Genomic DNA, 14,806 nt, shown 5'->3' with positions numbered 1-14,806 from the left:
ATCAGCCCTTCACGCCACCGGCCGTGAGTCCGGCCACGATGCGCCGCTGGAAGATCAGCACGAGGATGATCAGCGGCACCGTCACGATCGTACCGGCTGCCATGACCGCGGTGTACGGCTCCTGGTGCGGCTGGCTGCCGGTGAAGGAGGCGATGGCCACGGTGACCGGCTGGGTCGCGTCGCTGGAGAGCTGGCTGGAGATCAGGAACTCGTTCCACGACGAGATGAACGCCAGGATCGCGGTCGTGAAGACGGCCGGCGCCGCCAGCGGCAGGATGATCTTCCGGAACGCCTGCGCCTGCGTGCACCCGTCGATCCGCGCCGCCTCCTCCAGGTCCCACGGCATCTCGCGGAAGAACGAGTTGAGCGTGTAGACGGTCAGGGGGAGGGCGAACGAGATCTCCGGGATGATCAGGGCCTGGTAGGTGCCCATCCAGCCGATGTTGGTGAACAGCTGGAACAGCGGCGTGATCAGCGCGACGCCGGGGAACATCGACGCGGCGAGGATGATGCCGAGCACGATGCCCTTGAACTTGAAGTCCAGGCGGGCGAGGGCGTACGACGCGAAGATACCGACGACCAGGGAGATCACCGTGACGCAGATGCCGATGAACAGCGAGTTCAGCAGCGCCTGGCCCAGGTGGTTGCCCAGGTTGGTCGAGAGCGCGGTGATGTAGTTGTCCCAGGTGAAGTGGGTGATCCACGGCGTGTTGTCGTTCGTGTAGCCGACGTCGCGGAACGAGGTCACGACCATCCAGTAGAAGGGCAGCAGACACCACAGCACGATCACGATCGCCTGGATGCCGGTGCGGAGACCGGCGTTGCGGCGACGCTGCTTGCCACGGTTCTTGGTCTGGGTACGAGGGAGGGCTCCCGCCTCGGCGGTCGCTGCGGCCTGTCCGGCGACGGCGGTCATCGCTTCGCCCCCTTCTGCTGGTCCTCCTGCGTTCGCACCACGTTCGTGCCGAGGATCCGGACGAAGATGAAGGCGATCAGGAAGATGATGATGAACGTGATGGTCGACAGGGCGGCTGCGCTGTTGAAGCCCTGCCTGATCTGATCGACCACCAGGATGGACAGGGTGGTCGTCGCATGGCCGGTACCGCCTCCGCCGCCGGTGAGGATCTGCGGCAGGTCGTAGATGCGGAGCGCGTCGAGGACGCGGAACAGGATCGCGACCATGAGCGCCGGCTTCAGCAGCGGCATCGTGACCCGCCAGAAGCGCTGCCAGGTGGAGGCGCCGTCGACCTTCGCGGCCTCGTAGACCTCCTCCGGGATGATCTGCAGCCCCGCGAGGATCAGCAGCGCCATGAACGGCGTGGTCTTCCAGGTGTCCGCGATGATGACCGCGAACCGGGACGCCCACTCGTCGGAGGTCCACAGGATGTGGGCCCCCAGCACGGCGTTCGCGACGCCGGCGACCGAGAAGATGAAGAACCACAGCTTCGCGGTGACGGCGGTCGGGATCGCCCACGGGATGAGGATCGCCGCGCGGACGAGGCCGCGGCCGCGGAACGCGCGGTTCATGATGAGCGCGAACCAGAGTCCGAGGCCGGTCTCGAGGATGACGGTCGTCACCGTGAAGAAGAAGGTGACGAAGACGGCGCTCCAGAAGGTGGAGCCGAGGTTGCCGGGCGGGCAGGAGATGGTGGTGCCGTTGGGGCCCTGGCACTGCTGGAGCAGCCAGTGCGCGTAGTTCTGGAAGCCGGCGAACCCGCCCTGCACGAACAGGCCGGTCGCCGGGTCGAGCCCGGCGTCCTTCTGGAAGGACATCACGATCGCCGAGACGACCGGGTACCCGATCACGACCGCGAGCAGGATCAGGGTGGGGATGATCAGGTAGAACGCCCAGCGACTCTGCTGGGCACGCTGCCGCTTGGCTCCGGCGCGGATCGGCGGTTTGCCGTTCTTGCCGGTGCTGGTGGATGAGGGGGCGACGACGTTCGACGTTGACATGTGTGCCTCCGGATGCTTGTCGGAAGGAGAGGGGCCGGGCGGCGGGAGAGATCCCGCCGCCCGGCGACCGTTTCAGGCCGGGGTCAGCCGGCGCTCGCGGTGTTGATCGCCGAGGCCATGTCCTTCAGGGCCTGGTCGACCGTCTTGTCGCCCTTCAGGGCGGCGTACGCGTTGTCCTGCACGGCCTTGGTGATGGCCGGGTAGAACGGCGACACCGGACGCGGGACCGCGTTCTCGATCGAGGTCTTCAGCGTCGACAGGTACGGCAGCTGGCTGTTCAGCGCCGCGTCGTCGTACAGCGAGGCCACGACCGGTGCCAGCGAGCCCTGGGTCACGAAGAACTTCTGCGTCTCTTCGCTCTGCAGGAACTTCAGGAACTCGAAGGCGGTCGCCTTGTGCTTGGAGTACACGCTGATCGCGGCGTTGTGGCCGCCCAGGCTGGAGACGCCCGGCTTGTCCGCGCTGATGCCCGGGAGCGGCGCGATGCCGAAGGTGTCCTTCACCGTCGAGGAGCCGTCGGTCTTGGCCAGGTTGTACACGTACGGCCAGTTGCGCAGGAACATCAGCTTGCCGGCCTCGAACGCCTGCCGGCCCTGCTCCTCCTGGTACGTGATGGCCTCGGCCGGGATCTGGCCGTTCTTGAAGCCGTCCACCAGTCGGGTCAGGCCCGCCTTGGCCTCGGGGCTGTCGACGGTGACCTTCTTGCCGTCCTCGCCGACGATCGTGCCGCCGTTGGTGTTGATCGCCTCCGCGGCGTTCACCGTGAGGCCCTCGTACTGCGCGAACTGACCGGCGTAGCAGCCGATGCCCTTCGCCTTGGCGATGTCGCAGTCCTTGAGCATGTCGTCCCACGTCTTGGGCGGCTCGGGGACCAGGTCCTTGCGGTAGTACAGGATGCCGCCGTCAGAGGTCTGCGGCGCCGCGTACTGGGTGCCGTTGTACGTTCCCGACTTCACCGTCGGCTCCAGCAGGGACGAGTTGTCCATCTTGAACTTGCCGGTCAGCGGCTGGAGCCAGCCCTTCGCGGCGAACTCGCCCGTCCACACGACGTCGACGTCGACGACGTCGTAGTTGGTGTCCTTGGCCTGGAAGTGCTGCACGAGGTCGTCGTGCTGCTGGTCCGCCTGGTCGGTCTGCTCCTTGAAGGTGACCTTCTCGTCCGGGTGGGCCTTGTTCCACTTGTCGATCAGCGGGCGGACGACGTTGGAGTTGTCCTTGCCCTGCACGTAGGTGATCGGGCCCTTGCTGTCGAGATTCGAGTTGGCGTCGCCGCCACCGCTTCCCGACCCGCCGCCACCGGTGCATCCCGCCAGCGCGAGGCCTGCGAGGGCCACCCCGGCGATCACGGAGAGACGTGCTGCTTTCATTTCACTCCTCGTTGAGCTCTTGGTGCGGGCACAGGTGTGCGCCCGGCCATCACCGTACCCCCACGCTCTCGCGTGATGCAAGCGTTTACGTCAAGCGCTTGCATCACGGTTGCGTCACGCCGTGGGGTCCCCGGCGGGCGTTACGCTGAGACCATGAGCGGGATGCGCGGCATGGCTGCAGCCGGAGGCGGCGGCGGTCGTGGGCGCGTCAGCGGCGGGGACGCCGAGGCGCAGCGGGCGATCAACGCCGAGGCTCCGAAGATCCCGCACCTGTTCCGCCGGATCGTCTCGCTCTTCTCGGCGCACCGCATGGCGATCGTCTTCACGATGGTGCTCGTCCTGATCGGAGCCGCTCTCTCGGTCGTGCCCCCTCTGCTCACCGAGCGGGCCTTCGACGACGGCCTGTTCCCGCCGGGCGGCCCGAACATCCCCGTGCTCGTCGAGATCGTCGTCTTCATGCTGATCGTGTACATCGCGTCGGCGCTGCTGGGCGTCTGGCAGACCTACCTGACGGCGTCGGTCGGCAACAAGGTGATGGGGGCGCTGCGCGTCCGGCTGTTCTCGCACCTGCAGTCGATGGAGCTCAGCTTCTTCACACACACCAAGACCGGCATCATCCAGTCGCGGCTGCAGAACGACGTCGGCGGGGTCGCCAGCGTCCTGACCAACACGATCTCGAGCATCCTCGGCAACACCGTGACGGTGATCGCCGCCCTCGTCGCGATGCTGCTGCTGAACTGGCAGCTGACCATCGTCGCCGTCGTGCTCATGCCGATCCTGGTGATCGCCCAGCGCCGGGTCGGGCAGGTGCGTGCCCGCATCGCGACCAAGACGCAGGAGTCGCTGTCGGACATGACGGCGATCACGCAGGAGACGCTGAGCGTCAGCGGCATCCTGCTGTCGAAGAGCTTCAATCGCCAGACCACCGAGGTCGGCCGCTACTCCGCCGAGAACGAGAACCAGATCCGCCTCCAGGTGTCGCAGGCGATGAGCGGCCAATGGTTCTTCGCGATGGTCAACATCTTCCTGTCGTCGATCCCGGCGATCGTCTACCTGGTGTCCGGGTGGCTGATCGTCGGAGGGGCGACCGACATCTCGGCGGGCACGATCGTGGCGTTCACCACTGTGCAGGCGCGGCTGCTGTTCCCGCTGCTCGCGCTGATGCGGGTGGCGCTCGACCTGCAGACCTCCGGCGCGCTGTTCGCCCGCATCTTCGAGTACCTCGACCTCAAACCGGCGATCGCCGACCGCCCGGACGCCGTGCCGGTCGACCCGGCGGACGACCTGGGCAGGATCGAGTTCGACCACGTGGTGTTCCGCTACCCGGATGCCCGCGACGGCGAGCGCAACACCCTCGACGACGTGTCGTTCGTCATCGAGCCCGGCGAGTTCGCGGCGTTCGTCGGCCCGAGCGGGGCGGGGAAGACCACGGTGTCGTACCTGATCCCGCGGTTCTACGACGCGACGAGCGGCACGATCCGGTTCGGCGAGACGGACGTCCGTGCGCTGCAGCAGGACTCGCTGGTGTCGCACATCGGCGTGGTCAGCCAGGAGACGTACCTCTTCCACGCGACCATCGCGGAGAACCTGCGTTACGCGCGGCCGGACGCGACGCAGGAGGAACTGGAGGACGCGGCGAGGCGCGCGAACATCCACGACACGATCGCCGGATTCCCGGACGGCTATGCGACGATCGTGGGGGAGCGCGGCTACCGGCTCTCCGGCGGGGAGAAGCAGCGGATCGCGATCGCCCGCGTCCTGCTGAAGGACCCGGAGGTGCTCATCCTCGACGAGGCGACCAGCGCCCTCGACACCATCTCGGAGCGGGTCGTGCAGCAGGCGCTGGACACCGCATCCAGCGGCCGGACCACGATCGCCATCGCGCACCGCCTGTCGACGATCGTCGCGGCGGACGTGATCTTCGTGATCGACCACGGGCAGGTCGTCGAGCGCGGAACGCACCGCGAGCTGCTGGAGCTCGGCGGCGTGTACTCGCGGCTCTACCGCGAGCAGACCGAGAGCGCCGTGCTCGAGGAGTGACCTCCCCCATCCGACCGACGAAAGGGCGTCCCGTGCCGACGATCACCGAACTGCTGTCCGCCAACCTGCTCGAGGTCTTCGGCAACCGCGACCCCGCGTCCCGTCGTGCCGCCATCGAGCGCACGTACACGGAGGACGTCGTGTTCGCCGACCCCGAGGGCGAGGTGACGGGATGGGATGCGCTCGAGGCGAAGGCCGCCGGCCTCGTCGACGACGCCCCCGCGTCGTTCGTCTTCGCCGACGCCGGTCCGGTCTACCTGGGGCGGGACACCGGCGCGCTCGCCTGGACGTTCGGCCCGGAGGGCGCGCCCGTCGCCCGCGGCGTCGACGTGATCGAGGCGCGCGACGGCCGCATCGCCGTCCTCCGCACCCTCCTCGCCTGACGCCTCGGCCCTTTCGCCCCACCGTCGAGTCCGCGATCTTTGCACGTTTCGATGCCGCTAGGCGTGCAAGAATCGCGGACTCGACGGGGCGGAGAGCGCAGAGTTAGACTGGGCTAACTTTTGCGATAGGCGAGGTGAGGATGAGCGTTCGGCTCGAGGAGCGGGTGCCGCGGGCCGCACCCGCCCGCCTCCTGCTGCTGCTCGGACCGGCCTTCGTCGCGGCCATCGCATACGTCGATCCCGGCAACGTCGCGGCCAACCTGACCGCCGGCGCACGGTACGGCTACCTGCTCGTCTGGGTCCTCGTCGCCGCCAACGCCATCGCCGTCTTTGTGCAGTACCAGTCGGCGAAACTCGGCATCGTCACCGGCCGCAGCCTCCCGGAACTGCTGGGGGAGCGACTCGGCACCGGCACACGCCGCGCCTACTGGGTGCAGGCGGAGCTGGTCGCGGCGGCGACCGACATCGCCGAGGTGATCGGCGGCGCCATCGCCCTGAACCTGCTGTTCGGGCTGCCGCTCCCGCTCGGCGGGCTGATCGTCGGCATCGTTGCGATCGGCATCCTGGGCATCCAGTCGCGGCGCGGCCAGCGGCCGTTCGAGGCCGTCATCCTGGGGCTGCTCGCCGTGATCGCCGTCGGCTTCCTCGCCGGACTGTTCGTGAGCCCGGTCGACTGGGGTCAGGCCGTCGGCGGCCTGGTGCCGCGGTTCGACGGCGCTCAGACCGTGCTGCTGGCGGCGAGCATGCTCGGGGCGACGGTCATGCCGCATGCGATCTACCTGCACTCCGCCCTGGCCCGCGACCGGCACGGCAGCTCCGCCGACCCCGGCCGCATCCGCCGGCTGCTGCACGCGACCCGGGTGGATGTGGTGCTCGCGCTGGTGCTCGCCGGCGCCGTGAACATCGCCATGCTGCTCGTCGCGGCCTCCGCCCTCCGCGGCGTCGACGGGACGGACACCATCGAGGGAGCTCACCGCGCGATCACCTCCGCCCTCGGTCCGGCCGTCGGTGTCGTCTTCGCGATCGGCCTGCTCGCCTCGGGCCTCGCCTCCACCTCGGTCGGCAGCTACGCGGGGGCGACCATCATGGGCGGGCTGCTGAAGCTGCGCGTTCCTCTGCTCGTCCGCCGGATCGTCACGTTGATCCCCGCGCTGATCATCCTCGCCGTCGGCGTCGACCCCACGTGGGCGCTGGTGCTGTCGCAGGTCTTCCTCAGCCTGGGCATCCCGTTCGCCATGATCCCCCTGCTGCGGCTGACCGGCTCGCGGGCCGTGATGGGGGAGTCCGCCGACCGGCTGTGGGTGCGCATCCTGGGCGGCGTCGTCGCAGGGCTCGTCGTGCTCCTGAACCTCGCGCTGGTCGCCCTCACCGTCGCGGGCGCCTAGGCGCGATCCGCCGCTGGACTGGATCGAGCAGCGGGGATTCGTTCCACGTGCGTTGATGGTGTCGGGGTACGAGCGGGGCAGACCCGCGGCGGGTACGAAATCGGACTATCGAAGACCCTTGCCACGATGCCCGCTCCAGAACCAATCCGATCGGTGAATCGAGGCTGAGCGCGCCCGCATCGAGGGCAAAGAACTCTGCCTTCATCCGGGACTTCGTTGCACGGAATGCATGCGTAGTGGGGCCAGGGGCTGGCTCTCGCAATAAAGGGTGAGCTATTTTGGACGAAAGATTTGAGTTGTTGATGGGGATATTCATGCGCGTAGAGGTGAGCAATTTCCGGATGTGCTTCGGGGCGCGCACCGTCGTCGAGGACCTCAGTTTCACCGTCGAATCGGGGGAGACGTTCGGATTCTTGGGCAGCAACGGGTCAGGAAAGACAACGACCCTTCGAGTGCTGCTGGGCATGCTCCCGGCGACCGGTGGTCGACTCCTGGTAGATGGGCGGCCGTTCGTGGCTGGCGAGGGGGCCCTGGTGGGTTATCTCCCCGAGGAGCGCGGTCTCTATCGCAAGGATGTCGTGCTGGACGTCATGATCTACTTCGCAGAAATCAAGGGGATCAAGCGCAAGCTGGCGCGGACCTGGTCGACGGACTACCTCGAGCGTGTTGGTCTGGCGGATAAGGCCAACCACACGCTGGAGAAGCTCTCCGGAGGCCAGTTGCAGAAGATCCAACTCGGAATCGCAATGATGGGAGAGCCCGGTCTGCTCATTCTCGACGAACCGGCGAAAGGTCTCGATCCGGTCAATCGCCTGCTGCTCATGGAGTTGATCGCGGAACGACAGAGCGACGGTGCCACGGTCATCTTGGTCACGCACAACATGGACGAAGTGGAGCGTCTCTGTCACAGAGCATTGCTGCTCCGCAACGGCCGGGCCGCGGCCTACGGGACGATCGCGGCGATTCAAGCGCAGTATGGGTCCAGAACCGTCCTGGTCCGAACCGAGCATGCCGTTCCAGAGTCCGATCTCTACACGCTAGGGACCGTCATCGATGGTGAGCAGCAGCTGTATCCCATCGGAGGCGTCCTCGATGACACGATTCTCGCGCTGCTGGTGCACTCCGGCGTAGGGCTGAGCGGCTTTCGCTCCCGCCCGGTCTCCATGGATGAAGTCTTTGTCCGTGTTTACGACGAGAAGGTCCCGACGTGAGACGTACGCCTCTACATGTCGTCACAAGGTTCGAACTGGCTCGTACCCTGCGTAAGCCGCTGTTCTGGGTCTCTGCCCTTCTGCTCCCGGGCATCATGGCGGCGATGGTGATTGTTGTGGCATGGGCCGGCAATTCGCAGCCGGATAAGACCAAGCCGATCACCTTCGAGTATTCCGATCAGTCTGGCCTGATCTCCGAGACGGCGGCGTCACATCTTGGCGGAACTCCGGCCCGAGCTGATGCCGTTGAGCGGGTCAAGAGCGGCCAGCTCACGGCGTTCTTCGATTTCCCAGCCGACCCCATACGTCAACCCGTCACGATCGTGGCGGCGGACCGCGGAATCATGTCCAATCCCGAGTACAGCAAGCGCGCCATTGACTTGTTCGCTGCCAGCGTGGATGAGTCCCTGGGCTCAACTGAGGTCGTCCAGCTCGTTCGAACGATCCCCCTTACAGAAGTTCAGACCTATAGCGACGGCGAACCTGCAGCCGGTCTTGGTGCGATGATCCCACCGGGCTTGCTCGCCGTGCTGCTGTTGCTGATCGTGTCCTTGCTGGGGAACCAGATGCTCAACTCGACCGTCGAGGAGAAAGAGAACCGCGTCAGCGAGATGCTGCTGGTCTCCATGCCTGCTCGCGTCTTGATCAACGGTAAGGTCCTCGCGCTCGCGCTGGTCGGACTCATTCAGTTAGGCATCGTCGCGGTCGCCAGCATAATCCTCTACGCCATAGCGTCCTCATGGGCTGACCTCGACGCACTCGGAATCGGCGACCTCACCGTGGACCCGATCCGTATTGCCGTCGGCCTTCTGCTGCTCACCGGTGGAGCGCTCACGATGACGGCTCTGCTTGTGCTGATCGGGGCCGCCATGCCCACCGCCAAGGACGCGGCCCCGTACTACACCGGCGTTGTGATCCTCACGATGGCGCCGCTGTACTTGATCAGCACTATCTTGATCAACCCGTCGAGTCCGGTCGTACAGATGCTGACCTATTTCCCGTTTACCTCACCCATGACGTCGCTCCTGCTCAACGCAACAGGCGCCCTTCACCCCATGATCGGGGCCGTGATCGGCATCGGGCTTCTGTTGCTGGGGATTCTGATTCTCAAACTCGCAATCGCGGTCTTCCAGCGCGGAGTCATCCAGTACGACCAGCCACTACGACTCACAGACCTCAAGTCCACCCGCGCGTAGCGCACACAAACACTCGACACAACGCCTCGATGATCGGTCTATTCGGCATCGGTTTCGCGGTTGGGCAGGCGGCCAGGAGGTGACGAGCTCCACCCCCGAAGGGTGTCTTCGCGCCGATCAATGTCGATCGTCCTCACCGAACACGGCGCAGGCTGCCATGCGCAGGCTTGGGCCTCTTCCCATAAGCGCAGCACTGCTTGCTCGATCGCGGCACCGGGCTCATGGCTTGCGCAGCACGGGCCATCATCGCGGAACTCGGCGGTCGGAGTGTAGCCACCACGGCGGCTCAGCTCTGCTCGGCCACCCACACGGCCGATGCCGCCGTCGCGCCGAGGACGACGTGCTCCGACCCCACGGTCACCGTCACATCGCCCGCGAACGCGCGGTGCTCCTGGACGCTCAGCGCGGTGTCGAGCCCGATGCCCCGCTCAGCCAGGTAGCGGAGGACGGCCGGGTCGGCATCCGAGATGCGCACGACACTCAGGCGTGCACCGGACGGCGCATCCAGCAACGGCACGGCGTCGGGGCGCCGCGGCGTTCCGTCCGCGGTCGGGATGGGGTCGCCGTGCGGGTCGCGCGCGGGGGAGCCGAGACGCCGGTCCAGCCGCTCGACCAGCTCGTCCGAGACGGCGTGCTCCAGCACTTCGGCCTCGTCGTGCACCTCGTCCCAGCCGTAGCCGAGCTCCTCCACGAGGAACGTCTCGATCAGCCGGTGCCGCCGCACCATCGCGACGGCATGCCGTCGTCCTTCCTCGGTCAGCTCGACGCCGCCGTAGCGTTCGTGCGCGACCAGGCCCTGCTCCGCGAGTCGCCGCAGCCCGTCCGACACGGTCGCGGCGCGCACCCCCATGCGCTCGGACAACTGCTTCACGGTCACCGGGTCATCCGACCATTCGGTCGCCGACCAGATGATCTTCAGGTAGTCCTGCGCGACGGGCGACAGGTCGGACACGGGCATGAGCAGATTCTAGGGCGGCGTCACACTCTGCCGGCTGTGCACCCGCGCTGTTAAGGTGGGTCGGGTGAAGTACGCAGAGACCATCATCGACTTGGTCGGCGACACCCCGCTCGTGAAGCTCAACAGGCTGACCGAGGGGATCGCGGCGACGGTGCTCGTCAAACTCGAGTACCTGAACCCCGGAGGTTCGTCGAAGGACCGCATCGCCTCCCGCATCATCGACGCTGCGGAGCGCGACGGGCTTCTGAAGCCCGGCGGCACCATCGTGGAACCGACGAGCGGCAACACCGGAGTCGGGCTCGCCCTGGTCGCGCAGCAGCGCGGCTACCGGTGCGTGTTCGTGCTCCCCGACAAGGTGGGAGAGGACAAGATCAACGTCCTCACCGCCTACGGAGCGGAGGTGGTGGTGACGCCGACGTCCGTGCCTCCGGAGCATCCCGACTCCTACTACTCGGTGTCCGACCGCCTCGCGGCCGAGATCCCCGGCGCGTTCAAGCCCAACCAGTACTTCAACCCCAACGGGCCGCGCAGCCACTACGAGACCACCGGTCCCGAGATCTGGCGCGACACCGACGGCCGGATCACGCACCTCGTCGCCGGGGTGGGCACCGGCGGCACGATCACCGGCACCGGACGGTACCTCAAGGAGGTCTCCGAGGGGCGCGTCCGCATCGTCGGCGCCGACCCCGAGGGGTCCGTCTACTCCGGCGGCACCGGGCGCCCGTACCTCGTCGAGGGTGTCGGCGAGGACTTCTGGCCGGGCGCCTACGACCCCGGCGTCGTCGGCGAGGTGATCGCGGTGAGCGACGCCGACGCCTTCCGGATGACCCGGCGGCTGGCCCGCGAGGAGGGCATCCTCGTCGGCGGGTCGAGCGGCATGGCCGTCGAAGCGGCTCTTCGTGCCGCGAAGGACCTCGGCCCCGAGGACATCGTGGTCGTGATCCTGCCCGACGGCGGGCGCGGCTATCTGGCGAAGATCTTCAACGACCGGTGGATGCAGTCCTACGGCTTCAGCGAGGTGCCCGACGAGTCGACCGTCCACGACATCATCAAGACGAAGAGCGGCACGCTGCCCGACCTGGTGCACACGCACCCGACCGAGACGGTGCGCGACGCCATCCAGACGATGAACACCTACGGCGTCTCGCAGCTCGTGGTCCTGACAGCGGAGCCGCCGGTCGTCATGGGAGAGGTCGCCGGCGCGCTCGACGAGCGGTCGCTGGTGGATGCGGTCTTCAGCGGGCATGCAGAGATGACCGACTCGGTGGGACAACACCTGGGCGAACCGCTCGAGCTGATCGGCGTCAACGAGCCGGTGACGGCGGCCCGCGCCGCGCTCGCCACGACGAACGCTCTGCTGGTGACCGACGGCGGCAAGCCGGTCGCGGTGCTCACCCGCCAGGACCTCCTCAACTACTTCAGCGACTGACCCGCACCGGGCCGACCCACACAGGAAACAGGAACAATGACACACGGTTTCGCCACGCGCGCCATCCACGAGGGTCAGGAGTTCGACCCGACCACCGGCGCGATCATCCCGCCGATCTACCAGACCTCGACGTTCGTGCAGGACGGCATCGGCGGCCTCCGCAACGGCTACGAGTACGGGCGGGCGGGCAACCCGACGCGGAGCTCGCTCGAGACGCTCCTCGCGTCGCTGGAAGGCGGCGTCCGCGCGCTGTCGTTCGCGTCGGGCCTGGCGGCGGAGGACGCGCTCCTCCGCGCGGCGCTCCGCCCGGGCGATCACATCGTGCTCGGCAACGACGCCTACGGCGGTACCCATCGGCTGATCGATCGCATCCACCGTGCGTGGGGCATCCGCAACACCACCGTGGACCTCACCGACCTGGACGCGGTGCGCACCGCGCTCGGGACCGACGGCACGCGCATGCTGTGGATCGAGACGCCGAGCAACCCGCTGATGAAGATCAGCGACATCGCGGCGCTCGTGGAGCTCGGCCACGCGGTGGGGGCGGTCGTCGTCGTCGACAACACGTTCGCGTCACCGGCGCTGCAGCAGCCGCTGTCGTTCGGCGCCGACGTCGTCGTGCACTCGACCACCAAGTACCTGGGCGGCCACTCGGACGTCATCGGTGGCGCCCTGATCTTCGCCGACGAGGAGCTCGCCGAGAAGGCGAAGTTCATCCAGTTCGCCGCCGGTGCCGTCTCGTCGCCGATGGACGCGTGGCTCACCACACGCGGAATCAAGACGCTGCAGGTGCGCGTCCGCCAGCACAGCGCGAACGCGCAGGCGATCGCGGAGGCGCTGGTCGGCCGCGACGGCATCGAGACGGTCTACTACCCGGGCCTGCCGACGCACCCCGGCCACGAGCTGGCCGCACGGCAGATGAGCGGTTTCGGCGGGATGCTGTCCGTCGCCCTGTCCGACGGGGCCGCGGCCGCCCGCCGGTTCGCGGAGTCGACGCAGGTGTTCCAGCTGGCGGAGTCGCTCGGCGGCGTCGAGTCGCTGATCGGCTATCCGTCCGAGATGACGCATGCGTCGGTCCGCGGGACCGCGCTCGAGGTGCCGGACAACATCGTGCGCCTGTCCGTCGGCATCGAGGACGTGGACGACCTGCTGGCTGACGTGGAGCAGGCGCTCGGCCGCTAGCCCGCATCCGGTCGTCGGCCGGCGCGACAGGCCTCGGGACCCGGGCCCCGGCCCGGGGTTCGGGAGTCGGCGGTCGGGGCTAGCCTCGGGGCATGGACCAACGCATCAGTCTCGTGACGCTCGGGGTGGCCGACCTGGCGAGGAGCCGGGCCTTCTACGAGGAAGGACTCGGCTGGACGCCCGCCGACGCGCAGGACGGGGTGGTCTTCTATCAGCTGCCCGGGATGGCGTTCGCGTTGTTCGGGCGAGACGAGCTGGCGGAGGATGCGCGTCACCCGGTCGACGGGACGTTCAGCGGCATCACCCTGGCGTGCAACCAGCGGTCGGAGGAGGACGTCGACCGTGTGTTCGCCCAGGCGGAGGCCGCGGGCGCGAGCATCCTGAAGCCCGCCGAGCGCGTGTTCTGGGGCGGCTACTCCGGGTACTTCGCCGACCCCGACGGGCACGTGTGGGAGGTCGCGTTCAACCCGGGGTGGACGCTCGCGGAGGACGGCAACCTCACGGTCGGCTGAGGGCGTCGCGGGCGACGACGAGCCGGTCGGCGAGCGGCCGCAGCCGCGCCTTCGTGAGGTTCTCGCGGGCCACCCAGCGCGCATCCGCGTCGGTCGAGGTGGCGAGCCGTTCCAGGAGGGGTACTCCGGAATCGGGGTCGGCCGCCGCGATGACGCTGACCGCGTAGCCGAGCGCCTGGCGGAGCACCCGGACGTCCGGATCGCGGCGCGAGGCGGCCGGGACGGCGAGCAGGACATCGACCGCGCGCTCGACGACGGAGGCCGCTTCCGCGGCGTGGCGCGGGTCGCGCAGCAGGGCGGGCTCGGCGACGGCGGCCACGGCGGCACGAGTGGGAAGGGGGCCGGCGAGCAGCCACGCGTGCGCCTGGCGCAGGCCCCGATCCCACTCCACGGCGAGCACCCGCTGCAGGCCGGTCGCTGCGAGCTCGCGCACCCGCCAGCGCGGGTCGGCGGTCGCCTCATCGAGGAGCGCCGCCGCATCCGGGTCCGGCTCGGCGGCGATGATCGCTCCCACCGACAGCGCCGCCACCGCTGCGAGGTACTCACGGTGCGGCTCGGGAAGGTCCGGTTCGCCGGTCAGCCAGCGACGGAGGAGCTGGAGGGCATCGGCTCGCCGCTCGGGCGGTGTCCGCTGCGCGAGATCGGCCACGCGGTGGGCGAGCTCGAGGTTGGCGCGGGGACCGGGGAGCCGGCTGTCCGCCGCCAGCCGCCGCTCCCATCCGTCCGCGTCGCCGTCGAGCGCGCGCCGCCAGGAGCGCTCGAACTCGTCATCGGTCGCGGTGGTCTCGTCCACTGATTCGGCCATGCCCCGGAGTCTAGGGCGGCGCCGTCAGGACGGCGCACTCCCGTCGCCGGTCCCGTCGCACACCGGGAACACGCGGGTGTCGCGCTCGAAGAAGCGCGGCGGCGTGGTCGAGGTCCGGATGAGGCCGGCACGGTGGAAGGACCGCAGGTCGGCGAACAGGCCGGGCAGGTGCATCCCGTGCAGTTCATCCATGGTGATGCCCGGCTGCCGGACGAGCAGTGCCATCAGGCGGACCCGTGCCGCAGTGTCGCTGCGCTCGGTCAGCAGGGCCGGATCGAAGGGGATCCGTGTCGCCGTGTCCCACATGGAGGCTCCTCGATCTCGCATCACCGCGGCGGCGATTCGTTGCGTTGTTGGGTCAGTTATAGAGGCAGCGTGGCCG

Annotated in this window: 14 protein-coding genes; 8 read left to right on the top strand and 6 right to left on the bottom strand. The window is 68.2% G+C overall.

Annotation, left to right across the window (positions count from 1 at the left end; translation table 11 throughout):
- Position 1: 1 nt before the first annotated feature.
- The 3 genes from BLW09_RS13935 to BLW09_RS13925 form a co-directional block, all read right to left on the bottom strand.
- The gene (locus tag BLW09_RS13935) at positions 2-916 is read right to left on the bottom strand and encodes a carbohydrate ABC transporter permease (protein ID WP_089913879.1); all 915 of its coding nucleotides are present in this window, start codon (positions 914-916) and stop codon (positions 2-4) included.
- Positions 913-1,956 (bottom strand): carbohydrate ABC transporter permease, encoded by a 1,044-nt coding sequence (locus BLW09_RS13930; RefSeq protein ID WP_089913875.1) that lies wholly within the window; start codon positions 1,954-1,956, stop codon positions 913-915. The genes BLW09_RS13935 and BLW09_RS13930 overlap by 4 nt, the downstream gene beginning before the upstream one ends.
- 83 nt (positions 1,957-2,039) lie before the next feature.
- Entirely contained in the window at positions 2,040-3,323 is a 1,284-nt protein-coding gene (locus BLW09_RS13925; protein WP_089913873.1) for an ABC transporter substrate-binding protein, read from the bottom strand.
- Between the two features lie 153 nt (positions 3,324-3,476).
- Between BLW09_RS13925 and BLW09_RS13920 the strand changes: the two genes are divergently transcribed.
- From BLW09_RS13920 to BLW09_RS13900, 5 genes are all read left to right on the top strand, one after another.
- Positions 3,477-5,363, top strand: a complete 1,887-nt coding sequence (locus tag BLW09_RS13920) for an ABC transporter ATP-binding protein (RefSeq protein WP_231946861.1) — start codon at positions 3,477-3,479, stop codon at positions 5,361-5,363.
- A gap of 32 nt (positions 5,364-5,395) precedes the next feature.
- Entirely contained in the window at positions 5,396-5,746 is a 351-nt protein-coding gene (locus BLW09_RS13915) for a nuclear transport factor 2 family protein (protein ID WP_089913870.1), read from the top strand.
- Positions 5,747-5,886: 140 nt separating this feature from the next.
- Entirely contained in the window at positions 5,887-7,131 is a 1,245-nt protein-coding gene (locus tag BLW09_RS13910; RefSeq protein ID WP_089913867.1) for an Nramp family divalent metal transporter, read from the top strand.
- A 314-nt stretch (positions 7,132-7,445) separates the two neighbouring features.
- Positions 7,446-8,342: an ABC transporter ATP-binding protein gene (locus tag BLW09_RS13905; RefSeq protein ID WP_231946860.1), complete on the top strand. Its 897-nt coding sequence runs from the start codon at positions 7,446-7,448 to the stop codon at positions 8,340-8,342.
- The gene (locus tag BLW09_RS13900) at positions 8,339-9,538 is read left to right on the top strand and encodes an ABC transporter permease (RefSeq protein ID WP_089913865.1); all 1,200 of its coding nucleotides are present in this window, start codon (positions 8,339-8,341) and stop codon (positions 9,536-9,538) included. The genes BLW09_RS13905 and BLW09_RS13900 overlap by 4 nt, the downstream gene beginning before the upstream one ends.
- A 286-nt stretch (positions 9,539-9,824) precedes the next feature.
- On the opposite strand, the gene BLW09_RS13895 is transcribed toward BLW09_RS13900, so the two are convergent.
- Positions 9,825-10,496 (bottom strand): metal-dependent transcriptional regulator, encoded by a 672-nt coding sequence (locus tag BLW09_RS13895; protein ID WP_089913863.1) that lies wholly within the window; start codon positions 10,494-10,496, stop codon positions 9,825-9,827.
- Positions 10,497-10,560: 64 nt separating this feature from the next.
- On the opposite strand from BLW09_RS13895, the gene BLW09_RS13890 reads away from it, so the two are divergent.
- From BLW09_RS13890 to BLW09_RS13880, 3 genes are all read left to right on the top strand, one after another.
- Positions 10,561-11,925 (top strand): cystathionine beta-synthase, encoded by a 1,365-nt coding sequence (locus BLW09_RS13890; RefSeq protein WP_089913861.1) that lies wholly within the window; start codon positions 10,561-10,563, stop codon positions 11,923-11,925.
- A gap of 36 nt (positions 11,926-11,961) precedes the next feature.
- Positions 11,962-13,107, top strand: a complete 1,146-nt coding sequence (locus BLW09_RS13885) for a cystathionine gamma-synthase (protein WP_089913859.1) — start codon at positions 11,962-11,964, stop codon at positions 13,105-13,107.
- A 92-nt stretch (positions 13,108-13,199) separates the two neighbouring features.
- The gene (locus BLW09_RS13880; protein ID WP_089913856.1) at positions 13,200-13,619 is read left to right on the top strand and encodes a VOC family protein; all 420 of its coding nucleotides are present in this window, start codon (positions 13,200-13,202) and stop codon (positions 13,617-13,619) included.
- Here the strand turns inward: BLW09_RS13880 and BLW09_RS13875 are convergent.
- Complete coding sequence (locus BLW09_RS13875; RefSeq protein WP_089913853.1) at positions 13,606-14,424, bottom strand: hypothetical protein; 819 nt, start codon at positions 14,422-14,424, stop codon at positions 13,606-13,608. The genes BLW09_RS13880 and BLW09_RS13875 overlap by 14 nt on opposite strands.
- Positions 14,425-14,448: 24 nt before the next feature.
- Positions 14,449-14,730, bottom strand: a complete 282-nt coding sequence (locus BLW09_RS13870) for a hypothetical protein (RefSeq protein WP_089913850.1) — start codon at positions 14,728-14,730, stop codon at positions 14,449-14,451.
- Positions 14,731-14,806: the final 76 nt, after the last annotated feature.

It is taken from the genome of Leifsonia sp. 21MFCrub1.1, assembly GCF_900107895.1.
Lineage (GTDB): Bacteria > Actinomycetota > Actinomycetes > Actinomycetales > Microbacteriaceae > Leifsonia > Leifsonia soli.
Note: the sequence above shows the minus strand (reverse complement) of the source record. Positions and strands in the feature narration are given on the sequence as shown.

Bases quoted from the DNA above. Each gene is read 5' to 3' on its own strand.
- BLW09_RS13935 (WP_089913879.1), bottom strand. From the start codon at position 916: ATGACCGCCGTCGCCGGACAGGCCGCAGCGACCGCCGAGGCGGGAGCC.
- BLW09_RS13930 (WP_089913875.1), bottom strand. From the start codon at position 1,956: ATGTCAACGTCGAACGTCGTCGCCCCCTCATCCACCAGCACCGGCAAG.
- BLW09_RS13925 (WP_089913873.1), bottom strand. From the start codon at position 3,323: ATGAAAGCAGCACGTCTCTCCGTGATCGCCGGGGTGGCCCTCGCAGGC.
- BLW09_RS13920 (WP_231946861.1), top strand. From the start codon at position 3,477: ATGAGCGGGATGCGCGGCATGGCTGCAGCCGGAGGCGGCGGCGGTCGT.
- BLW09_RS13910 (WP_089913867.1), top strand. From the start codon at position 5,887: ATGAGCGTTCGGCTCGAGGAGCGGGTGCCGCGGGCCGCACCCGCCCGC.
- BLW09_RS13905 (WP_231946860.1), top strand. From the start codon at position 7,446: ATGCGCGTAGAGGTGAGCAATTTCCGGATGTGCTTCGGGGCGCGCACC.
- BLW09_RS13895 (WP_089913863.1), bottom strand. From the start codon at position 10,496: ATGCCCGTGTCCGACCTGTCGCCCGTCGCGCAGGACTACCTGAAGATC.
- BLW09_RS13885 (WP_089913859.1), top strand. From the start codon at position 11,962: ATGACACACGGTTTCGCCACGCGCGCCATCCACGAGGGTCAGGAGTTC.
- BLW09_RS13880 (WP_089913856.1), top strand. From the start codon at position 13,200: ATGGACCAACGCATCAGTCTCGTGACGCTCGGGGTGGCCGACCTGGCG.
- BLW09_RS13875 (WP_089913853.1), bottom strand. From the start codon at position 14,424: ATGGCCGAATCAGTGGACGAGACCACCGCGACCGATGACGAGTTCGAG.
- BLW09_RS13870 (WP_089913850.1), bottom strand. From the start codon at position 14,730: ATGTGGGACACGGCGACACGGATCCCCTTCGATCCGGCCCTGCTGACC.